Consider the following 22,945-nt stretch of genomic DNA (forward strand, 5'->3'; position numbering starts at 1 on the left):
CCGAGCCCCCGAGCCGCTTTACTTATTAGCAACCATTTTGCCTACTTCTTTTAAGGATTTGGACAATAGAATGTGCTGCAAAGCTTACGCAGACGATCAAACTTATCTCAGTAGATATCAATGCCTGCGTTAACTTATAATAAATGGGAGCCGCCTGTCCCCCATCGTGTGTGTGGCTAAGGTTTCCCAAAGCCCGTACAAACACCGAAGTGAATGCAGAAACCTACGGAGACAGACGACATAAACTAGTTATAAGCAAAAATATATTCTTTCTTCTCTAGACTACTTTTTAAGTACTCTGGATCCCTCCAGCTAACTATAAAATCCTTGTTAAGTACAACCTTACTTTGCGTATTCACATTGAACTGTACCGGATTTTTTTTGTTATCGGAAGTGATAGCTTTAACTTCCTCTATCATGTTTTTTCTAATAGATTTATCTATATAGGGACAAGACATATAGTCAAAATAGAACATAAAATATTCAGCATCTATAAACATGTCATTACTATTCCGCAAGTAACTACTCGCGGAATCAATAAGATCATTTCTTAATTGATGATAACCAGGCTTACCTTCAATATAAAGCATAAACGTAACCCAACGAAAATAGAAGTCATTCGTTTCTGAATGATCTTTTAATTTACCAAAGTAACTCTTCAGCTTAACTTCCGGTAGCTGGTAATTTGATGGTAACATAGTTAATATAATTAGCAAGTTTAAGGTTTCTAGCCCAGCCATATCATCCACATGTTCAATAAATATATTAATTGCTTGTTTAACATGATCGAAAATCTTCTTGTGTATTATTTTCTGTTGACCTAAAGGCCAACTCGACGTTATTCCGAGCAACTTATGAATTGAACGAGCCAGCCGGTCGGTTGGCCTTATTCGAATATCCATTGCATGAACAAAAAACAATACGTCCAGATCAACCAATAGCCAGTTCAAGTGAAACTCTTCTTTTACCTCTAGCTTTTCTACCTTTGACAAATACACAATCATTCGCTTTGTAATTGCGCTAAATAAATAGTTAGAAATTGAACTATACTCTACCTTATGGCCCGCCAAAGCCATTTTGATTTCAGCTATAGTTTTATTTGCCTTGTAGCTAGAGCCCTTTAATTTTAAAATCGACTCAGCGTCTGTTCCTTTTTCTTGGTAGCGCAAGTCAAAATATTCACCAACATAATGACTTAAGGAATGTTTAGCCAAAGATATTTCAGTGGCAAAAGGCCTTGAAACTATCGTTGTTTTAGCCTCATTTAGATACATCTTATATTCTAGAAGAGAGGATTCCAGAGCTTTTGTGAAAGCTCTTTTTACGTTTTCAGATCGAAAAAAAACGAAATAATCATCGACATAGCGTCTGAAATCATAGTCTTTCGAAACCTGATAACTTGGCTTCATTCTATCTACTAAATTTAAATCAATTTTCTGAAGAATTATCTCTGCAAAAATTCTGCTTACTTCGGGTCCTATAATAATCCCATTAGTCTCACGGTAATTGGTAAGCTGCATTAAATTGTCGAACTCTCCATCAAAATTACCACGCGCTCTTGGTTTGCTCTTAGCTAACCTTTTACTTTTTACAGCCCAACCAATTGAATGTGTATATATGCTAGGGAAGCATTTAGAAACATCGACTTGAAGCATACTATGAAATTTCTTTTCAAGCTTATGATACTCATAGGATTCAAAGAACCGATACAAAAAAGGATACTTTCTATATTTGAAGTAAGAACTTGAAACTATTCGCTCCTCATCCACACCTTCAACGCCTTCAACTATTTTTGACCCTTTTCGAACCTTACCGTAAAACTTGGTCGACTTTCTATAGGGGTGCCTCAATGAATACTTGGATTTTGTGCAATAGTATTCGATTAAATCATCATATTCAAAGTAAAAGTCACAAACTTTCAACTGAGCGACCGGGTGCATAATTGATATAGCGCGCCGAGATTTATTACCACCTCGAGATATTAAGTAGTCTAACGGAATGTACACTCCAGCATCATTTTTAAAGTCCAATCCAGAAATTGATTTATAAACATTCAAATGCGCGCGAGTATTAAACCTCTTATACATTGAGAAATTACTGAACCATAAGGGCAGTTCATAGGGCAACACATCGGTTAGCAATGTTCTTAGTTTATCATTTGTGTCCACCTTAATTAGATCAGGCATTTTTCCAAACCCTCATTATTTGAAGCGTCTGATTCTTACTAAACTTACCCACATTTCTTTTTCTTGTATTACCATATATCGATATTCTCTTAACTTGCGCCTGCTCGTTTTGAGTAAGCGAAAATCTTGGATCAGATAATTGCTGACATAGAAAGCCATCAACGGTTTTCAGGCAATCAAACTCATCCGTAACATATCTATAGTTATTTGCTAGACCTGCCAATAAATCCCCGTTCTTACTTTTCCTTACACTTTTTAGCATACAAAGATATTCAATTCTTCTTTTCAAGAGAAGAATGTTTCTTTGTTTCTTATGATCAAGAAATACCATCATTATCCGTGACTTCAATTTGTCTAATTTAGATCGAGATATATGTAAGTCTACTTTATTTGGTTTGTCTTTCTTACTTTCCACCTTAATCAAATAACCCAAGTAATTAAACATTGCAGACTTTGAGGGGCCACTATAGTACTTTTCAGTATTGTCGTTAAGGCTCAATCCTAATTCAGTCATAGCGCTTACAATATCACTTTGTACTTTCTCTTGCTTCCCTGCTGGAGTCAAAACAATGATGTCATCAACATACCTGGCGCTATATATTACGTTAGGGTTAGACATTATATTTTTATCTAACTCCTCTAAGTACAACTCCGCAAGTGTAGGGCTTATCGACAGCCCTCTAGGTAAGCCTAGCATGTTGTGATTGCCTAATAGATCCGCAGAAATAGCATTTAGCATCTTGATACATTCAGGAGCAAGAATAAGCTCGCTTTCAAATTTATTGATGAGACTCTGAAATGGAATGGTTTCATAGCAGTTTTTTATATCTAGTCGAAGAACATGGTAATCGCCAGAGTCCTTTAACAACGTGTTTATTTGTCTGATTATTCTATTACGATCTGACTGACGGACCTTATAAATCCTTCTAATAAATCTATCTAGTAGCTTGATTGAAAAAAAATCTTCCATAGTTGATGGTATGAAGACTGCCTTACCTTTTATTTTCTTTTCCTCTAATAATGATAAGACGAAATCATGTGACTTCCAGTACTGAACAGTATGAGCTATTGCTGTTTCAACATCACCGTAATCAGGCAATAAATTCCATTGCCAAATATCATTTGGTGTGAGTGCTTTAGAGAGTTGTTCTCTATCAAAAACTTGTTTAAGCATTTATTCCGCCTATGATATAAAATTTTCTGGCATGTCATTTTTAGTGATAGCTTTATGTTTTTCTTCTCTTTCAAGCAGCTTAAACTCATAAAGTCTTCCACCTATTTGCTATACATGTCCTTTTGCGAACGAGTTCCTTTATCACACAATTGCTTAATACCTTATCGTGTAATACGTACCTTAAGGTAGAGGCAACACTATGCATAAACACTAACTGACTGGGTACCTAATACTCTCTACAATCTGTCTCTTTATCTACATCACGCATACAAGTTATCTTCAGCAACATTTGAGCGGACTAGTTATGACTTTACTACTCAATTGTAAGCGGCTAGCCGCCCACGCTACCGCACCCATTTACACGGGCCTGATTCATTCGGGTGCTGAAATGGAAGAGAGTTGATGAGGCTGTGCGCTCTAATCCGTTAAAGCTTATGTATTTTATTTGTTAAAAACTCGTAAAGAGACTATAAGGTTCGGTCGGCTATTGCAACCAGCCTCGACGAATGACGGTTAGCCTGAGGGGACAAATGGGATAGAATGGTGGTTGGCCTGATACCGAAGAGATCTATCTATGTTGTTTGTTTTGATTATCGCCCTGACCTGCCTTTTTATTGCAGCTCTGGTTTATATTGTGCGTCGCCAGCAGGGTAAATCTGCTGCGCTGCCTGCGGTTTATACGGCAATGGTAGGGCTTGCTTTGTCTGGGGGTGTATTTACCTTTGTGATGCAGCAGGGGACTCAATTGCCTCGTGCTGAGCTGGTGGACATGCAACAGAATACCGGGGAGCTAGCAGAGTACTTCGACGGCCGCCCTATGGTGGTTAATTTATGGGCGAGCTGGTGTCCGCCCTGCGTGCGTGAGATGCCGATGCTGGAAGAGGCTGAGAACGACCATCCGGACGTGCGCTTTGTGTTTATTAATCAGCGCGAGCATCCTGATTTGGTGACGGAGTTTCTTACGCAGCATAGTCTGAAACTGGATACGGTATTGCTGGATGCCAGTGGTGGGTTTGCCTCAGCTGTTGGTGCTCATGCGATGCCTACGACGTTGTTTTTTGATGCGGATGCCAGGCTGCAGAAGCGGTTTTATGGTGAGGTTGACCAGGAAACACTTGATGAGGGGCTTGGGTTGATTCGGGGTGGGGAGTAGGTTTGCGGTAGGTTTGATATTTGCTTTGTATATCGAGGAATCGGAAGGCTACCATGGCAGGCTGAGCCTGCCCTACGGGGCGTGGTGGAGGCGGAGAGCTTCCACGGCAGGCGGAGCCTGCCCTACGGGGCGTGTTGGAGGCGGATAGCTTCCACGGCAGGCTGAGCCTGCCCTACCGCCAATATGATGCATGTGTGGTGTGAAAGGGTTATTACCGTTCAAACACCAGGAACAGCTTTGGGGAGAGTAATCCAAGCCAGCCGTGGGTCATTTTGGTGAGCTTCCATCCGTCGGCGGCGAGTTCGTTTGCTACTTTGGTGGCTTCTTTTGAGAAGCTTGATGTGGTCCAGCCATCAGAAACGGCGACGATTTTATATTCCATAAATATCCCTTTTATTGATCGTTGTTGTTTTTATTTGAAGACATTATAAGGTTCGTTTTTTTATTGCAAGTTTTGGGGATTGTTTCGCGGCAGGCTGAGCCTGCCCTACGAGAAATTCAGCCTGAAGGCGTGAGGTGGTGGGAGGTTTTGGTGTTGCCAGGCGTCGAGCCCAGGGATGGGCGAGCCGAGCCTACAAGGATGTATTCACGGCGTCCTGGCAAGGCCAAATCTCCTGCCACCGGGAGCTGGCGGTGGTTTCAGGGTTCGCGGCAGGCTCAACCTGCCCTACGAGGCGCGGTGGAGGTGGATAGCTTCCACGGCAGGCTGAGCCTGCCCTACGGTGAAATGCCGGTGATTTTGCGTTCCTGAACCCACAAAAAAACCCAACCTTTTGGTTGGGTTTTTGTTTATCGAAGATTCGTGGTGGCAGGTGGAACCTGCCCTACGTTATTTCTTCTTTTTGACTGCCTTTTTGTTGGGCAGGTCGGTGATGGATCCTTCGTACATTTCAGCGGCCAGGCCTACTGATTCATGTAGCGTTGGGTGAGCGTGTACGGTCAAGGCTATGTCTTCTGCGTCGCTGCCCATTTCAATGGCCAGGCAGATTTCGCCCATCAGTTCGCCACCGTGTGAGCCGACTACAGCGCCACCGATCAAGCGGTCGTTTTCTTTGTCGAAAATCAGCTTGGTGAAACCACTGGTTGAGTCAGACGCGATAGCACGACCTGAGGCAGACCATGGGAAAGTCACAGCTTCATATTTGATGCCCTGCTCTTTGGCTTCTTTCTCGGTTACGCCAGCCCAGCAAACTTCTGGGTCGGTGTAGGCGATTGAAGGAATGACCTTAGGCTCAAAGAAGTGTTTCTTGCCTGCGATGTTCTCGGCAGCCACATGGCCTTCGTGAGTCGCTTTGTGCGCCAGCATTGGCTGACCAATGATGTCACCGATAGCAAAAATGTTGTCAGCGCTGGTACGTAGCTGGTTGTCAGTTTTGATGAAACCTTTGTCATCCACTTCCACGCCGGCTTTGTCAGCACCGATTTTGTTACCGTTTGGTGTACGGCCAACAGCGACTAATACGGCGTCGTATTTAACTGGCTTGTCTGGCGCGTTCTTGCCTTCGAAGGTCACGTGAATGCCGTCTTTTTTGGCTTCTACTTTAGTAACCTTGGTTTCCAGCATGATGTTGTCAAACTTCGGCTTGATCTCTTTGGTGAAGACTTTAGCCAGGTCTTTATCAGCGGCAGGAATTAACTGGTCCATGAATTCAACCACGTCCAGCTTAGCACCTAAGGCGCTGTATACCATGCCCATTTCCAGACCGATGATACCACCGCCTAACAGCAGCATTTTCTTCGGAATGAATGGCAGTTCCAGGGCGCTGGTGGAGTCCCATACGCGCTCGTCATCATGTGGGATGAACGGCAGTTCTACTGGCTGTGAGCCGGCAGCGATAATGGCGTGTTCAAACTTGATGGTGGTTTCTTCGTCGCCGCTAACTTTAATTTCGTTAGCGCCAGTGAATTCACCTTTACCAGTGACTACTTTGACTTTACGCATTTTCGCCATCTGGTCGAGGCCGCCAGTCAGCTGACCTACTACTTTTTCTTTGTGCGCGCGGATTTTGTCCAGGTCAATTTTTGGTTCACCGAAAGTCACACCATGGTCGCCCATGTGTTTTGAATCTTCGATGTGCTTGGCAAGATGCAACAGTGCTTTTGAAGGAATGCAACCTACGTTCAGGCAAACACCGCCTAAAGTGCTGTAGCGTTCGATCATAACCACGTCCAGCCCTAAATCGGCTGCACGGAACGCTGCTGAATATCCACCAGGTCCTGCACCTAGCACTACAACCTGAGTTTTAATCTCGTTACTCATGATGACCCCTATAATTAACCGCTTCTTTCGTTTTCGGAAGCGTGTTAGTCTGATTTTTGTACCAGTTTGGTACAACCCGCGCGAACATTAGAGCGAATTGTACCGAGAAATTCGCTCAGCGTCTTGCCCCTTTGAGCGGAAAAAGGCTGCAAGACGCCGAGTTTTATCTGCTTAGAGCAGTAATTTACGTATATCAGACAGTGCCTGACTGAGGTACACAGTAAAGCGAGCGGCGACAGCGCCGTCAATTACCCTATGGTCGTAGGACAGACTTAACGGTAATTTCAGACGAGGTTCAAACTCGCTGCCATTCCAGTGCGGTTTCATTTCGCTTTTTGAAACCCCTAAAATAGCCACGTCCGGCGCATTCACTATCGGCGTAAAGGCGGTACCGCCAATGCCACCTAAGCTGGAGATTGAGAAACAACCGCCCTGCATATCGGTCGACTTAAGTTTGCCGTCTCTTGCCTTAGCGCTCATTTCCATCAGCTCGTCAGACAGCTCTTTAATGCCTTTTTTGTCGACATCACGGATAACCGGTACTACCAGTCCGCCCGGGGTGTCTACGGCGATGCCCAGATGCACATACTTTTTCATGATCAGGTGTTCGCCGTCTTCGTGCAGCGACGAGTTAAACACCGGATATTCACGCAAAGCTTTGGCAACGGCTTTCATGATAAACACCAGCGGGGTGATTTTCAGGCCACTTTTGATTTTCGCCTGATGCTCGTTCTCCGCTTTACGGAAGCGCTCCAGCTCAGTGATATCGGCTTCGTCAAACTGCGTCACATGAGGAATGGTTACCCAGTTACGATGCAGGTTGGGGCCAGAGATCTTCTGAATGCGGCTCATGGCTACGGTTTCAACTTCACCAAACTTGCTGAAATCCACTTTAGGCTGTGCAATGACCTGCAGGCCACCTTCGCCACGGCCTGGTGCGGCAGACGCCTTAGGACGCGATAGCTCGTACTTCACGTACTGCTGCACGTCGTCTTTCAGGATACGATCTTTAGGTCCGCTGCCTTTGACCTGAGTCAGATCAACACCAAACTCACGGGCTACACGGCGCACGGCAGGCGACGCATGAGGTACGCCTTCGCCCTGACCTTTACGCCCTAACGGGTGATCTGGTACTGGTGGCTTGCGTGAACGCGAGCTGTGAGTAGCTTCTTGCTTTTCTTCGCTGCTATCGCCTTTTTTACTGCTGGTTTCAGCACTGCTGTCGGCTGACTTGTCGGCGCTGGAATCCTGACTCTCGTCTTCGTCGCTGTCCGCTTCGTCTTCTTCAGCGTCGCCGGCTACTTCCAGTTTAATAACTAGCGAGCCCTGCTTTATTTTATCGCCTTCTTTGACCAGCACTTCTTTGACTGTACCTGATTCCGGGCAAGGCACGTCCATCGTGGCCTTGTCGGTTTCCAGCGTAATCAGGCCATCTTCTGCACTGATTTCATCGCCTTCTTTAACCAGTACTTCAATGACTTCAACTTCGCCATCTTCACCGATATCAGGTACTTCAACGTCTATCACTTTAGAGCCACCAGAAGACTTCTTAGCTTTCTTCTCTTCTTTTTGGGACTCTTCTTTTTTCGGCTCTTCTTCTGTTTCTTCTTTGGCTTCTTCTTTCTCAGACTCGTCTTCTTTGGAGTCGTCGCTGTCACCTGAGTCTTCATCCGAGGCCGCAACCATTGCCAGCAAATCACCTTCTTTCACGGTGTCGCCGACTTTGATTTTGATGTCTTCGATAGTGCCGCCAAAAGGTGCCGGGATGTCCATAGACGCCTTGTCGGTTTCTACGGTAATCAGCGCGTCTTCAGCTTCAATGCTGTCGCCTTTGCTGACCAGCACTTCAATTACTTCGACTTCTTCCCCACCTACGTCGGGGACTTTTACTTCTTTTGCATCTGCCATGTCAGCCTCCGTTACGCGTGCAGTGGGTTGATTTTATCAACGTCGATACCGAAATCTTTAATCGCCTTGGTCACCACTTTCTTGTCGATGTCACCGGCTTTAGCCAGTTCAGACAAGGCAGCCACTACGATGTAGTCGGAATTGACTTCAAAGTGACGACGCAGGTTGGCGCGACTGTCAGAGCGACCGAAACCGTCAGTACCCAGCACACGATACGGTCCTGGTACCCAGGCTCGGACCTGGTCGGCATACATTTTCATGTAATCGGTAGCTGCGATAACCGGGCCTTTGCCGCCTTTTTCCAGCACGTCGGTGATGTACGCGGTGCGCTCTTTCTTGGTCGGGTTCAGCATGTTGTAACGGTCAACGTCCTGACCATCACGCGCCAGCTCGTTGAACGAGGTAGCACTGTAGACGCTGCTGGTGATGCCATAGTCTTTGGCTAACACGGCTGCAGCCTGGCGTACCTGCTCAAGAATGGTGCCTGAACCTAACAGCTGCACATGGCCTTCGGCTTTCTTGGCTTTGACGTCATCCAGCTTGTAGATACCGCGCAGAATGCCTTCTTCACAACCTTCCGGCATTTCCGGTTGCTTGTAGTTTTCGTTCATCACGGTCAGGTAGAAGAAAACGTTTTCGTTTTCATCGTACATGCGGCGCAAGCCGTCCTGCGTGATCACCGCTACTTCATAACCGTAAGTCGGGTCGTAACTGATGCAGTTAGGCACTGTGTTGATCAGGATATGGCTGTGACCGTCCTGATGCTGCAAACCTTCGCCGTTCAGCGTGGTACGACCGGCAGTACCGCCAATCAGGAAACCACGGGTCTGGCTGTCGCCTGCGGCATAAATCAAGTCGCCAACACGCTGTGGTCCGAACATCGAGTAATAGATGTAGACCGGGATCATAGGTTCGTTGTTGGTCGAGTAGCTGGTACCCGCCGCAACCCAGGATGCCAGAGCGCCCAGCTCGTTGATGCCTTCCTGCAATACCTGACCTTTTTTGTCTTCACGGTAGTAAGCGACCTGGTCGGCGTCCTGCGGGGTGTATTTCTGGCCCTGGTGAGCGTAAATACCGACCTGGCGGAACAGACCTTCCATACCAAAGGTACGGGCTTCGTCCGGAATAATAGGCACCACACGAGAGCCGACTTTTTTGTCTTTCAGCATCGCGGTTAAGACACGAACAAAGGCCATGGTGGTGGAGATTTCACGATCCCCTGAACCTTTCAGTACCGCATCAAAGGCTTTCAGTGACGGCACTTCCATCTCTTTGTCGCTGTCGATACGGCGTACCGGCATGAAACCGCCCAGTTTCTCGCGGCGCTCTTTCATGTACTTGTACTCTTCGCTGTCCTCAGGGAAGCTGTAGTACGGCATACCTTCTAAATCTTCGTCTTTAATCGGGATATTGAAACGGTCACGGAAGTGCTTGATGGCATCCATGTCCATTTTCTTGACCTGGTGGGCTACGTTTTTACCTTCACCCGCAGCACCCATGCCATAGCCTTTTACGGTTTTGGCTAAGATCACCTGTGGGCGACCTTTGGTGTTCACCGCTTTGTGATACGCCGCATACACTTTTACCGGATCGTGACCACCACGGTTTAAGCGCCAGATGTCTTCGTCAGACAGATTGGCGACCATTTCTTTGGTTTCCGGGTACTTGCCGAAGAAGTTCTCACGGGTGTACGCGCCGCCTTTAGCTTTGTAGTTCTGGTACTCACCGTCCACGCTCTCTTCCATGACCTGGGCCAGTTTGCCTTCAGTGTCACGATACAGCAGCGGATCCCAATAACGACCCCAGATGACTTTAATTACTTCCCAGCCAGCGCCGCGGAAGGTGCCTTCCAGTTCCTGAATGATCTTACCGTTACCACGAACCGGCCCGTCTAAGCGCTGCAGGTTACAGTTAACGATAAAGGTCAGGTTATCCAGGCCTTCACGGGTCGCCAGACCAATGGCGCCTAAGCTTTCTGGCTCATCCACTTCACCGTCGCCTAAGAAGCAATAAACGCGCTGTTTAGAGCAGTCTTTGATGCCACGGTCAGTGAGGTATTTTAAGAAACGTGCCTGATAGATAGCCTGAATTGGGCCTAAGCCCATAGACACGGTCGGGAACTGCCAGAAGTCAGGCATTAATTTCGGGTGCGGGTAACTGGACAAGCCGCCGCCATCGACTTCCTGACGGAATTTATCCAGTTGCTCTTCGCTTAAGCGGCCTTCCAGGAAGGCACGGGCATAAATACCCGGCGAGATATGGCCCTGCATATACAGCAGGTCACCGCCGTCTTCCTCTGTTGGTGCACGGAAGAAGTGGTTGAAACCTACATCGTAAATCATTGCAGACGAGGCGAAACTGGAGATATGGCCGCCCAGATCAAGATCTTTCTTGGAGGCACGCAGTACCATAGCCAGAGCGTTCCAGCGAATCGCGGCACGGATGCGCGACTCCAGGGTATGATCGCCCGGCATCACAGGTTCCTGACTGACCGGAATGGTGTTCAGGTATGCGGTGGTTGGTTTGTACGGCAAATAGGCACCGCTGCGGCGTGCTTTATCAATCAACTCTTCCAGCAGGAAGTGGGCACGTTTGGGTCCCTCGGCTTCGAGGACGCCTTCTAACGAATCCAGCCATTCCTGTGTTTCCTGTGCGTCGATATCTTTCTTGTCATGTTCCGCCATAATGATTCCTTACACATCTCACGGTCGATAATTACTGTTCACTACGTCTCAGCGAGCGCTGTAGACGTGTATGATCGCGATTTAATTTAAGCAGAGTGCCTTCAATGTAGGCCAGATGCTGATGACATGCATCCCGCGCCTGCACAGGTTGCCCCGCCAGAATAGCCTCAACGATAGAAGCACGATGCTTCTGCAGCTGGGCCCGTATTTCACTGCGGCTGTTCAGAACTTCCAGGTTCTGCCGCATATTTTCCATTAATAATTCCTGCATACCGCGCACCAGGTGCAATAACACCACGTTGTGCGAGGCTTCGGTCACTGCCACATAGAAATTCATCAGGGCAGCGGCCTGGTTCTTAGTATCTTTATCTGTCTCTGCCGCTTCGCTGGCTTCGTTAAACGCCTGCTGAATACGTGCATGGTCAGCGTCATTGCCCCGTAAGGCGGCATAAAATGCTGAAACGCCCTCTAGTGCATGACGGAACTCTAACAAATCAAATTGTGATTCCGGGTGCGTAGCTAATAACTCGTATAAAGGGTCGGTCACCTGTTGGTGCAAGGCCCCGGATACAAAGGTACCGCCGCCCTGCCGCCGCGACACCAAACCTTTAGCTTCCAGCTTCTGTATCGCTTCCCGCAATGAGGGTCGCGAGACGTCAAACTGTTTAGCCAGTTCACGCTCTGACGGCAATCGTTCTCCCGCCGCCCAGGTACCATCTACGATCAAACCTTCCATCTGGCTCATGATGATATCGGACAGTTTTGTATGCTGTACTCGGGTGACCCTGGACATTAGTAGCGCCTGGTTGCAAATAAGGTAATTGGTCTTACCAACTTACCTATTGTAAATAAAAAGCCGGGGTAACCCAAGTAAATCTGGCCCTATATTGGTCTGACCTGATTAAATCAGGCCACCCAACCGAGCAAAGTCGCTATCGCCAGGGCTGCCAGCAAGAGCATCATGGTGCGTTTAGCCAGGTTCAGCAGGCAGCAAGGTTCTTCAGTTAAGTCGCCCGCTTCCGCCTGCACGTCTTCTGCTTTCATGGCTACCCGAGTCAGGTAGTCAGGCGCCGATTCGCTGACATTAAAAAGCCCACCAAGCCAGGCGGGCATAGCGCGGCTGAAATGGCCAACGAGCAGATAACCAAAACCTGCGACCCGCACCGGGATCAGATCAACCCAATGTAGCAGGCGCGGGTAAAGCTCTTCCCGTTCCCGCAATAAGCCGTAACCTAACGCACCCGGGGCACCGAAAATAATAAACCAGAAAGCCACAGCGAAATAATAACGGAAATTCAGCCATACCAGACTTTGCCCGACTGTAGCGGGGCCTTCTTCCATAACCCGGTCGTCCAACTGCTCCTGCAACTCCATGCAACTTAAAGTGTCGCCACGATTGGCTGATTTAAGATACTGGCGTAACTGTTCACGCTTTACCGGACAACCCAGCACGACCATGAGCACCAGTAAGTTAATTACAAAGACAAGCAAGGTATTAGGCTGCCACCAAAGCAACAACGCCAGCAACAAAGAAGGCGCAATCCACAATAAAGGCCCGGCCAGCTCGTGTATGCGCCAGCGCTGCAGGCCAGTTATTCCGGCCAGCATATTTTCCCAGCCGTTGGCAAAAGAAGTCAGCCGCCAATTGCCAGGGCCTTTCTTGCTGCGCTCAGCGAGTAGCGCCAGTAACAATGAAAATAACACCATGAATAAGTACCTGTTTTTATTATGTCTGCACTATTGTCTACATTATGTCTGCGTAGACGGCAGGCATTGTTCGCGCTCACTGCGCAGTCGTTGCCAGTCAAATGCCGGGCCCGGGTCTGTCTTGCGCCCTGGCGCAATGTGTTCGTGTCCCACTACCCTATCATTAGTAATTGCCGGATACGCTTGTTGTAGCACAACAATGAGTTGCGCGAGTTTTTTATACTGTTTGTCAGTGTAGGGGGTGCTATCTGTTCCCTCAAGTTCGACGCCAATTGAAAAATCGTTGCAACACGCCTGCCCCTGCCAGCTCGAAGCGCCTGCATGCCAGGCCCTGCGGTCAAAAGGCACATACTGAATCAATTCACCATCACGGCGAATCAGGCAATGCGCTGAAACTTTAAGGTCACGCAGGGGCTCAAAGGAAGGGTCGGCATCACAATCCAGGGTGCCACAGAATAAGTCGGTAATATAAGGCAGCCCGAACTGGCCAGCTGGCAGGCTAATACCGTGCACCACAAAAAGACTGATCTCGGCGTCGGCGGGCCGCTCGTCCGCATGAGGTGATTCTATATACTGTGCCGGGCGCACCCGGTGCTGTGAAATATCCAGTTCAGTGTGCATAATGGGAAGCTAAGTTAAAGTCGAGTCCCAGTATCACGGGTATGCAGGCAAAGGTAAAGCGGGAGCGAAGCAGTAATGAGCAGGTCAGACCCCACACAACGTATTGGCAAATGGTTCAGTTGGTTTGCCTGGATCGCTTTGCTCTTTATCCTGTACTGGTGGTTCGGTGGCATTTTAGACGGCCAGCAGAACCCGAACCAGCAGGTAGAAAGCTACCGCGACGGCGAACGTGCGGTGGTCACTTTGCAGCAAAACCGTTCCGGACATTATGTCGCTAATGGCGAAATTAACGGTCGGGGCGTTACTTTTATGCTCGACACCGGGGCCACTCAAGTGGCGATTCCAGCAAGCCTCGGCCAGGAACTTAACCTGCAGCGAGGCGCCCCCGTAATGGTGATGACAGCGAATGGTCGCGCCCGCGCTTACACCACCAGCATTGATCAACTACGCTTGGGGGAGATTGAATTGCAGAATGTGTCAGCAACCTTAGTGCCCGGTTACGAAGGCTCGCAAATTTTATTGGGCATGAGCGCACTGAAAACGTTAGAATTCACCCAACGAAATCACGAGCTGACAATTACTCAGTAACGTAACAAGAGCTGCAGCTGCCCTAAAGGAATTGCATAGTTATGAATACCCCGCTCAATCCAGCCGATAAAAAAGCCCTGCGTCTGCACATTGAAACTCAGATCAGTGCAGCCCTGGCTGAAGACTTAGGTGGCGAAATTGATATCAGCGCCGACATCACCGCGCAGCTGATTGCCCCGGATACCCAGGCCAGCGCTACTATTATCAGTCGCGAAGACTGTGTGCTCTGTGGCCAGGAGTGGGTTGAAGAAGTCTTTAGCCAACTGGGCGGCGAAGTGCATATCGAATGGCTGGCAAAGGACGGCGACGAAGTCGAAGCCGGCGCGACTTTATGCCGCATGTCAGGCCCGGCACAGCACCTGCTGACTGGCGAGCGCACGGCACTTAACTTCCTGCAGACGTTATCAGCCACGGCCACTCAGACCTCACTGGCGGTGAAGCGTTTAGCCAATTCAGGCACACGCCTGCTGGATACCCGTAAAACCCTGCCCGGCCTGCGTCTGGCACAAAAATATGCGGTTATCTGCGGCGGCGGCAAGAACCACCGCATGGGTTTATTTGACGCTTATCTTATTAAAGAGAACCACATCAGCGCCTGTGGTGGCGTGAGTGCGGCGGTAAAAACCGCACGTCAGCGGCATCCGGATCGTTGGGTGGAAGTGGAAGTCGAAAACAATCAGGAGCTGGAACAGGCGCTGGAAGCCGGTGCCGATATCATTATGCTGGACAATTTCAGCATGCAGGCCATACGTGACGCCGTCGATATGGTGTCTGGACGCGCCAAGCTGGAAGTTTCTGGCAACGTGACCGCAGAGCAACTCAGCGATTATGCGTCTACGGGAGTCGACTTTATTTCCTCCGGCGCTTTAACCAAAAACGTGCAGGCTATCGACCTGTCTATGCGTTTTCAGACCGCTTAATCCATAACTGACAAAGACCGCCTGTACCTCAGGCTACTCAGGCGCTATTTCTTTAACTGTTACTTGTTACTCACAACAACAGCTAAGGATAGCGCCATGTACTCTCAATACACTTTTAAACGATGCCCTTGTAAACAACAGGGATTTAACCTCATTGAACTGATGATAGTGGTCGCTATCATCGGCATTTTAAGCAGCATCGCTGTGCCAGCTTATACTGATTACACTCAGCGAGCCCGGGTCAGCGCCAGTCTGAGCAGTATACAAAGCTGGCAGACTGCGATTAATTTATGCTGGCAGATGGAAGGCTCGCTGGTGGTCTGCGGTAATCTGGGCCAGAACGGCGTTCCGGCCGCACCAATCAGCGCTGATGAATTGCCGGTGGGCGTCACCAGCATACAGTCGGGAGTTTCATCCGGTTCCCTGCGCGTTGAGCTGGAAGCCCAGGATCGGGATGGCAATCCCATCACTGTAGTGTTAACCCCTGAACCCCGCTCTACGCATCTCGCCTGGCAATTAACCTGCTCAGATTACAGCGCGTCTGCCAGCCCCAACTCGCGTGTGGGCCAATGCATCGGCGAACTGGGAGCCTGAGCGTGAACGCTATGACTCAACAGGATTCACAGATAGAAAAGCTGGTGCAGAATCTACTGGAAAGCTGCCTGAGCAAGGGCTCTTCTGACTTGCATATTGAACCTGAACCCGGCGGTTATCGCTGCCGGGCACGCACGCTCGGTCGCCTGCACTGTATACAAAACCTGACCACCATGCTGGCGCCACGGGTGATCGCTCATATTAAGGTGCAGGCCAAACTGGACATTACCGAGCGCCGGTTACCCCAGGACGGCCGCTGCCGTTTTAACTTAACCCGTCAGACGCTGGATTGCCGCGTGAGTACTTTGCCAGCGCTTGGTGGTGAAAAGCTGGTGTTACGTATATTAAGTCAGCAGGCAGATAACACGCAGCTTGCAGGTACTGGCATGTTGCCGGCGCAGCAGTTGCAGGTGCAATCTGCTTTGCAACGCAAAGAAGGTCTGATCTTAACCACCGGCCCGACTGGCAGCGGCAAAACACAAACCCTGTATACCCTGTTGCAACAACTCAACGACGAGCAACGCAATATCAGTACTGTGGAAGATCCGGTGGAAGTGGATCTGGCCGGTATTAATCAGGTATCGGTACAGCCGGTACTGGGTTTTACCTTTGCCCATGCGTTACGGGCATTAATGCGCCAGGATCCGGATATTATTATGGTCGGCGAAATCCGCGATCAGGAAACCGCCAGCATTGCCTGTCAGGCGGCTCAAACCGGGCATTTAGTACTGGCTACTTTGCATGCTGCCAGTCCGCTGAACGCTATTATCCGCCTTCAGCAATTGGGCATTGATGGTTATCAGCTCGCTGCCTGCCTGGTGCTGCTCATGAACCAGCGTTTAGTTACCGTCTCTGCCACCCACCGTATGGGTGTTTACGAACTGGTCAGTATGCAACACACACTGCAGATGGCTTTACTGGCAAACCCCAACCAGGCGCATTACTGGGAACATGTCGCCGAAGCCGCAAAGGCCGATATTAGTTTGTCTGCCGCAACTGAGCATCATTTAAAGGAGCCCAGTAATGCGACGCCGGTTAGCTAGCTGGCGCTGGCAGGGGCTCAATAAACAGGGGCTGCGGGTTTCCGGCATTGCTTTTTTGCCACCACCGGCACTGCGCATGCAGCTTTGGCAACAGGAAATACAACTGATCCGGGTTCGCCATCAGAGCCAAGGTTCATTAAGCAAGACCCAGCGCCGCCGCTGGCAGCAACAGTTTACCCATGACTGGCTGGCCTTGCTAAAAGCGGGCATACCCCAACTGGACGCCTTACACATACTGCAACGCCAGGCCGCGCATGCGCAGCAACATCAGTATCTGAGCCAGTTGATCAGCTCGCTTCAGGCAGGCCATGATCTGGCAACCAGTTTGCAAAATTGCAGCGCTGAATTTAGCCAGCAGTATTGCCGGTTAGTGGCGGTGGGCGAGCAAAGTGGTCAGTTGCCGCAGGTTTTACAGCGTCTGGAAGCGCAATTTATAGCAACTGAAGCACAACGCAAAAAACTGCGTAAAGCCATTAGTTATCCTTTACTGGTACTGGCGGTTTCGCTTCTGGTCTTTATCGCCATGCTGTATCTGGTCGTTCCCCAGTTCGCCAGTCTTTATCAGCAACTGCAGGTTGCAGTGCCGAACAGCACTCAGCGTCTATTGGATATAGCGAGCTGGTTACGCCAACCGCACAGCGCTTTGTTTTTTATTCCGCTGTTATTCGGTTGGCCAGTATGGCTGATTTTACGCCGGCTCAGCCAGCAGCATACGAGGGTTATTCGCCTGCTGTACCAGATACCACTGCTTGGTAAACATTTACGTCAGTCGCGTTTATTGCAGGATATCAGCACCTTATGCCTGGCTTACCGCAGTAGCATTCCCCTTACCGAGGCCTGCATGTTAACTGCGCAAAGTAGCAACGATGCCTGTTTTGCTCAGTTATGGCGCGCCTGTGCCCGTCTGCTCGGCCAGGGCAGCAGCTTGCATGAAGCGCTGCAGCAAGACCAGCTGGTGGATGCGGCTTATATACAAAACCTGGCACTGGGCGAACAAAGTGGCCGTCTGCAACAGCAGCTGGATTTTGTGATTCAGCATCTGCAACAACAACTGGACGATGCTCATGCGAGGTTGATGGCCATGCTGGAACCTGCCTTTCTACTGTTCACTGGCGCCATGACCGCCGCTTTATTAATGGCTCTTTACCTTCCGCTCTTCCAGCTCGGCCAGTTAGTAAGTTAAACTAGCCGCCTCATACTAAGGAGAATAACGTGGCAGACCTGTTAATACAGTCCCCTATCTGGAGTTTTGTGCTGGCTGCATTGCTAGGCCTTATTCTGGGTAGTTTTTTTAACGTCGTGATTGCGCGTCTGCCACGCATGATGGAATTGCAGTGGCAACGGGAAAGCGCCGAAGCTGCCGGTCATCCTGTGCCCGCAACGGAACCCTTTAACCTGGCGGTGCCACGCTCCCACTGTCCGTCTTGTAAAGCTACAGTTGCAGGTTATGACAATATTCCGGTACTCAGCTGGTTGCTGTTACGCGGCCGTTGCCGGCACTGCAAAACCCCGATCAGTGCTTTGTATCCGTTAGTCGAAATAGTCTCTGCGCTGATCCCTGTGTTCTGCCTGGCATTTTTTGGTATCAATTCGCTGGCCCTGGCCTACAGCCTGCTGCTCTGGTTTTTACTGGTACTCAGCGTCATTGATCTCAAGCAGATGTTATTACCCGACCAATTAACCCTGCCTTTGCTCTGGCTGGGCTTACTGGGGTCCATCACGGTGCTGCCCCTGTCTGCACAGGACGCTATTATTGGTGCGGTCGCGGGTTATCTGTTTTTATGGGCGCTGTACTGGTTATTTAAACTTCTGACAGGCAAAGAAGGCATGGGGTACGGCGACTTTAAACTGCTTGCTGCTTTAGGTGCCTGGCTGGGCTGGCAACAATTGCCACTGATCCTGCTATTGGCTTCAGCAGCCGGCGCTGTTATTGGCGGCACGCTACTGCTCATGAAGAAACATCAACAAGGCATACCCATTCCGTTTGGTCCTTTCCTGGTCATCGGTGCCGTGATTGCCTTGCTTTTCGGTGAGCAGATTTACCTCTGGTACTGGCAATGGGCGGGGTTAGTATGACTTACATAGTGGGCGTAACTGGCGGTATTGGCAGTGGTAAAACCACGGTCACAGACCGCTTTGCCAGCCATGGTATCGAGGTGATAGATGCCGATGTGATCGCCCGTGAGGTCGTCGCACCGGGCAGCGATGCTTTAAAGCAAATTGCTGAGTATTTTGGGCCCGAGGTCATACTGCCCGACGGCGCTTTAAACCGCGCTCAATTGCGCAGCCTGGTATTTGCCGATAGTGACAAAAAAGAATGGCTCAATCAGCTACTGCATCCCCTTATCCGCCACAGAATCGAAGACGCCCTGCAAGCCGCACGCTCTGACTACTGCATTCTGGTGGCTCCTTTGTTGCTGGAGAATCAGCTTCAGGCGCTGGTGGACCGGGTGCTGGTGGTTGATGTTGCGGAAGAGACTCAGATTGAACGAACCACGCGCCGGGACAATAACTCCCGTGAGCAGGTAGCGGCCATTATTGATGCGCAGATAACTCGTGAAGAGCGGCTGGCGGCAGCGGATGACTGCATTAATAATGAATTACCTTTGCCTGAAGTGTATGATCAGGTAGACGCGCTGCATCAGCAGTATCTGAAACTGGCTAAACGATAGAGACCCAAGTTGTAGTTATGGATAAGAATATTACAGTACGTTGCCCCACCTGCCAGAAACCTGTGGCCTGGAAGCAAAGCTCAGCTTTTCGTCCGTTCTGCAGCGAGCGCTGTCGACTGATTGATCTCGGCGAGTGGGCAAATGAAGAGAAAGTTATTCCAGGACCCGAATTACCTGGTGCGGTAAATCCGGATGCGGATAAAGAAGACGAGTATTAAGCGGGTTCATCCAGCAAACGCTGGATGATAGCTTCATTGGCTGCCGGAAAACTATAAGCTGTCAGTTGATGCCTGGGTACCCAGCGCCATTCCTGCCCTTCACGGCCATCTGCCTGGCCTTTGAAGACAGTCACATGCCAGACATCTAAACGGACGCGTTTGTCCGGGTAAGCATGTTCTATCACGGTCATAGGTGCGGCATGCACCACTTCGATATTAACTTCTTCCAGTAACTCTCTGGCCAAAGCCTGTTGTGCGTTTTCACCACCCTCAACTTTGCCGCCAGGAAATTCCCAGTGCCCGCCCTGATGCTGATGCGCAGCCCGGCGGCTGATAAGAAGCTCGCCCTGGGTGTTTTCAATCACACCCACGGCGACATGCACGGTATCGGGGTTACTCATAACTTAACTAAGTTTGCCGTGACAATGCTTATACTTTTTGCCCGAGCCACAAGGGCAAGGGTCATTACGGCCAACTTTCTGCCCGTCACGGACTACTGGTTGGCCGGTCGGGGCGCCAGCCGGTAGCGGTTTCTCGGCACCACTTGCCGGTGCACTTTCATGCTGGTACTCACGTGGCGTCGATTCTGACTTACGGCGTTGTGCTTCAACCGCTTCGACATCTTCTTCGGCGCGAACCTGAACTTTGCTCAGCACTTTAATGACATCTACTTTCAGCGCTTCGAGCATATCCATAAACAGGGCATAGGCTTCGCGCTTGTATTCCTGTTTCGGGTTCTTCTGTGCATAACCGCGCAAATGAATACCCTGACGCAGGTGGTCCATAGCCGCCAGATGTTCTTTCCAGTGCTGATCCAGGCTTTGCAGCATAATCGCTTTCTCGAACTGGCGTAATACCTTTTCGCCCACCCGCTCTTCTTTTTCTTTGTACGCCTTGTTGGCCTCTTCCAGAATACGCTCACGCAGTATTTCTTCATACAGCTTGTCGTCTTCATCCAGCCATTGCTGAATCGGCAGCTCAAGGTTAAAGTCCGCCCGCAGACGTTCTTCTAATCCTTTAATGTTCCACATTTCTTCCAGCGATTCAGGCGGTATGTATTCGCTCATCATAGCGCTGAACACGTCTTCACGAATAACCTCGATGGTTTCGTTAATATCGCCTTCATCCAGTAGTTCATTACGCTGCTCATACACCACTTTACGCTGGTCATTGGCAACGTCATCGAATTCCAGCAATTGCTTACGGATATCGAAGTTACGCGCCTCAACCTTACGCTGGGCATTTTCGATAGCACGGGTTACCCAAGGGTGTTCGATGGCTTCACCTTCTTTCATGCCCAGACGTTTCATCATACTGGTCATACGTTCAGAGGCGAAAATGCGCATCAGGCTGTCTTCCAGCGACAGATAAAAGCGCGAAGAACCCGGGTCACCCTGACGACCGGAACGACCGCGCAGCTGGTTATCAATACGCCGTGACTCGTGACGTTCAGTACCTATAATGTGCAGGCCACCGGCTTCGATCACTTCATCATGGCGCTTCTGCCAGGCTTCTTCAGCTTTCTTAACAGTTTCTTCATCGGCATCTTCCAGCTTTTCCAGCTCTGCCTGCCAATTACCACCGAGCACGATATCGGTACCGCGTCCTGCCATGTTGGTTGCTATGGTCACGGCACCCGCTTTACCAGCCTGGGCGATGATTTCAGCTTCCTGAGCATGGAATTTTGCATTCAGCACTTTGTGGTCGATTTTTTCTTTTTTCAATAAGCGCGAAACCAGTTCCGAGGTTTCTATCGAGCTGGTTCCCACCAATACCGGGCGCTTCTGCTCCTGGCATTCACGAATATCTTCCACTATGGCGGCATACTTCTCTTCGCCGGTTAAGAAGATGAGATCCGGGCGATCTTCACGCACCATAGGTTTATTGGTCGGTACTATGACGGTTTCCAGGCCATAAATAGACTGAAACTCAAAAGCTTCGGTATCTGCAGTACCTGTCATGCCCGCCAGTTTTTCGTATAAACGGAAAAAGTTCTGGAAAGTAATAGAAGCCAGCGTCTGATTTTCATTCTGAATATTAACGCCTTCTTTGGCTTCTACCGCCTGATGCAAGCCTTCCGACCAGCGGCGGCCTTCCATCGTACGGCCCGTGTGTTCATCAACGATGACCACCTGACCTTCTTTGATAATGTAGTCAACGTCACGCTGATACAGATGATGCGCTCGCAACGCTGCGTTTACGTGGTGTAACAGGGTAATATTACCTGCTGAATATAAAGACTCATCTTCTTCCAGCATGCCCTGTTCTTTCAATAATTCTTCTACGTGTTCCTGGCCATGTTCAGTCAGGTGCAGCTGGCGGGCTTTTTCGTCAATGGTGTAATCGCCCACGTCTTCGTCGCTCGCACCTTCTTCGCCATCTTCATTTAGCTGGCGTTTAAGCAACGGCACGACCTCATTCATTTTCTTATACATCGCCGAGCCGTCTTCAGCAGCGCCGGATATAATTAACGGGGTACGTGCTTCATCGATAAGAATCGAATCCACTTCATCGACAATGGCGAAATAAAGCTCACGCTGTACGCGATCATTCGGACTGAACGCCATGTTGTCGCGCAGGTAGTCAAAACCAAACTCATTATTGGTACCGTAAAGCAGATCCGCTGCGTAGGCATCTTTCTTTTCGGTCGGTGACATGCCCGCAACGTTGCAGGCTACCGTCATATCAAGGAATTCAAATAACGGACGATTCCACTCGGCATCACGGCTCGCCAGGTAATCGTTGACCGTTATTATATGCACGCCTTTGCCTGTCAGAGCATTCAGATAAGCAGGCAGGGTCGCGGTTAAGGTTTTACCTTCACCGGTGCGCATTTCAGCAATCTTGTTGTCATTCAGAATCATGCCGCCAATTAACTGTACGTCAAAATGGCGCATTTTGAAGACGCGTTTACTGGCTTCACGAACGGTAGCAAAAGCTTCCGGAATCAGTGCTTCAAGTTTCTCGCCGTCCGCCAGACGCTTTTTAAACTCAGCGGTTTTTTGCTTTAGCTGGTCATCACTAAACGACTCATATTCACTTTCCAGGTCACTTACTTTATTCGCTACCTTGCTTAACCCGCGAATAAGACGATCATTGCGGCTACCAAACATTCGCTTAAATAAACTACCAATCATGAGCTTTTATTAATCCTAAACGTTCAAAAATAATTATCAGAACAAAACAAAGCGGCACCTACCTGGTGCCGCCGCACGCC

Annotated in this window: 20 protein-coding genes; 9 read left to right on the forward strand and 11 right to left on the reverse strand. The window is 49.3% G+C overall.

What is annotated here, in order from left to right; all coding sequences use genetic code 11:
* Positions 1-245: 245 nt before the first annotated feature.
* Together drt3b and drt3a are read right to left on the reverse strand one after the other, a co-directional pair.
* Positions 246-2,186: an antiviral reverse transcriptase Drt3b gene (gene drt3b / locus CWE09_RS07770; protein ID WP_126803404.1), complete on the reverse strand. Its 1,941-nt coding sequence runs from the start codon at positions 2,184-2,186 to the stop codon at positions 246-248.
* Complete coding sequence (drt3a, locus tag CWE09_RS07775) at positions 2,179-3,360, reverse strand: antiviral reverse transcriptase Drt3a (RefSeq protein ID WP_126803405.1); 1,182 nt, start codon at positions 3,358-3,360, stop codon at positions 2,179-2,181. Before drt3a ends, drt3b begins: the two co-directional genes overlap by 8 nt.
* A gap of 574 nt (positions 3,361-3,934) precedes the next feature.
* Here drt3a and CWE09_RS07780 point away from each other — a divergent pair.
* Positions 3,935-4,513, forward strand: coding sequence for a TlpA family protein disulfide reductase (locus tag CWE09_RS07780; protein WP_126803406.1), 579 nt, complete (start codon positions 3,935-3,937; stop codon positions 4,511-4,513).
* 211 nt (positions 4,514-4,724) lie between these two features.
* Here CWE09_RS07780 and CWE09_RS07785 read toward each other — a convergent pair whose 3' ends face one another.
* The 7 genes from CWE09_RS07785 to ampD form a co-directional block, all read right to left on the reverse strand.
* On the reverse strand, positions 4,725-4,895 hold the full coding sequence (locus CWE09_RS07785) for a DUF4177 domain-containing protein (RefSeq protein WP_126803407.1): 171 nt from the start codon (positions 4,893-4,895) through the stop codon (positions 4,725-4,727).
* Between the two features lie 447 nt (positions 4,896-5,342).
* Positions 5,343-6,773, reverse strand: coding sequence for a dihydrolipoyl dehydrogenase (gene lpdA, locus CWE09_RS07790; protein ID WP_126803408.1), 1,431 nt, complete (start codon positions 6,771-6,773; stop codon positions 5,343-5,345).
* A gap of 171 nt (positions 6,774-6,944) precedes the next feature.
* On the reverse strand, positions 6,945-8,681 hold the full coding sequence (aceF, locus tag CWE09_RS07795) for a dihydrolipoyllysine-residue acetyltransferase (RefSeq protein WP_126803409.1): 1,737 nt from the start codon (positions 8,679-8,681) through the stop codon (positions 6,945-6,947).
* An 11-nt stretch (positions 8,682-8,692) separates the two neighbouring features.
* Positions 8,693-11,365: a pyruvate dehydrogenase (acetyl-transferring), homodimeric type gene (aceE, locus tag CWE09_RS07800; protein WP_126803410.1), complete on the reverse strand. Its 2,673-nt coding sequence runs from the start codon at positions 11,363-11,365 to the stop codon at positions 8,693-8,695.
* Between the two features lie 31 nt (positions 11,366-11,396).
* Complete coding sequence (pdhR, locus tag CWE09_RS07805; protein WP_126803411.1) at positions 11,397-12,158, reverse strand: pyruvate dehydrogenase complex transcriptional repressor PdhR; 762 nt, start codon at positions 12,156-12,158, stop codon at positions 11,397-11,399.
* A gap of 113 nt (positions 12,159-12,271) precedes the next feature.
* Entirely contained in the window at positions 12,272-13,072 is an 801-nt protein-coding gene (gene ampE, locus CWE09_RS07810) for a regulatory signaling modulator protein AmpE (RefSeq protein WP_126803412.1), read from the reverse strand.
* Positions 13,073-13,114: 42 nt separating this feature from the next.
* Positions 13,115-13,693, reverse strand: coding sequence for a 1,6-anhydro-N-acetylmuramyl-L-alanine amidase AmpD (gene ampD / locus CWE09_RS07815; RefSeq protein WP_126803413.1), 579 nt, complete (start codon positions 13,691-13,693; stop codon positions 13,115-13,117).
* A gap of 75 nt (positions 13,694-13,768) precedes the next feature.
* On the opposite strand from ampD, the gene CWE09_RS07820 reads away from it, so the two are divergent.
* From CWE09_RS07820 to yacG, 8 genes are all read left to right on the forward strand, one after another.
* Positions 13,769-14,281, forward strand: a complete 513-nt coding sequence (locus tag CWE09_RS07820) for a retropepsin-like aspartic protease family protein (protein ID WP_126803414.1) — start codon at positions 13,769-13,771, stop codon at positions 14,279-14,281.
* A 41-nt stretch (positions 14,282-14,322) separates the two neighbouring features.
* Positions 14,323-15,201 carry a carboxylating nicotinate-nucleotide diphosphorylase gene (gene nadC / locus CWE09_RS07825; RefSeq protein WP_126803415.1) on the forward strand — a complete coding sequence of 293 codons (879 nt, stop codon included), beginning with the start codon at positions 14,323-14,325 and terminating at the stop codon, positions 15,199-15,201.
* Between the two features lie 96 nt (positions 15,202-15,297).
* Entirely contained in the window at positions 15,298-15,795 is a 498-nt protein-coding gene (locus CWE09_RS07830) for a pilin (protein WP_126803416.1), read from the forward strand.
* Positions 15,796-15,806: 11 nt separating this feature from the next.
* Positions 15,807-16,838 carry a GspE/PulE family protein gene (locus CWE09_RS07835; RefSeq protein ID WP_241974350.1) on the forward strand — a complete coding sequence of 344 codons (1,032 nt, stop codon included), beginning with the start codon at positions 15,807-15,809 and terminating at the stop codon, positions 16,836-16,838.
* Complete coding sequence (locus tag CWE09_RS07840; protein ID WP_126803418.1) at positions 16,819-18,021, forward strand: type II secretion system F family protein; 1,203 nt, start codon at positions 16,819-16,821, stop codon at positions 18,019-18,021. Before CWE09_RS07835 ends, CWE09_RS07840 begins: the two co-directional genes overlap by 20 nt.
* Before the next feature lie 29 nt (positions 18,022-18,050).
* Positions 18,051-18,914 (forward strand): prepilin peptidase, encoded by an 864-nt coding sequence (locus CWE09_RS07845; RefSeq protein WP_198679671.1) that lies wholly within the window; start codon positions 18,051-18,053, stop codon positions 18,912-18,914.
* Positions 18,911-19,510 carry a dephospho-CoA kinase gene (gene coaE, locus CWE09_RS07850; protein WP_126803419.1) on the forward strand — a complete coding sequence of 200 codons (600 nt, stop codon included), beginning with the start codon at positions 18,911-18,913 and terminating at the stop codon, positions 19,508-19,510. The genes CWE09_RS07845 and coaE overlap by 4 nt, the downstream gene beginning before the upstream one ends.
* Before the next feature lie 17 nt (positions 19,511-19,527).
* Positions 19,528-19,728 carry a DNA gyrase inhibitor YacG gene (gene yacG / locus CWE09_RS07855; protein ID WP_126803420.1) on the forward strand — a complete coding sequence of 67 codons (201 nt, stop codon included), beginning with the start codon at positions 19,528-19,530 and terminating at the stop codon, positions 19,726-19,728.
* Here yacG and mutT read toward each other — a convergent pair.
* On the reverse strand, positions 19,725-20,129 hold the full coding sequence (mutT, locus tag CWE09_RS07860; RefSeq protein WP_126803421.1) for an 8-oxo-dGTP diphosphatase MutT: 405 nt from the start codon (positions 20,127-20,129) through the stop codon (positions 19,725-19,727). The genes yacG and mutT overlap by 4 nt on opposite strands.
* A gap of 3 nt (positions 20,130-20,132) precedes the next feature.
* A complete protein-coding gene (secA, locus tag CWE09_RS07865) occupies positions 20,133-22,865 on the reverse strand; it encodes a preprotein translocase subunit SecA (RefSeq protein ID WP_126803422.1) in 2,733 nt (910 codons plus the stop codon).
* Positions 22,866-22,945 lie beyond the last annotated feature (80 nt).

The sequence above is a fragment of the Aliidiomarina minuta genome, assembly GCF_003987145.1.
In the GTDB taxonomy this organism is placed as follows: domain Bacteria; phylum Pseudomonadota; class Gammaproteobacteria; order Enterobacterales; family Alteromonadaceae; genus Aliidiomarina; species Aliidiomarina minuta.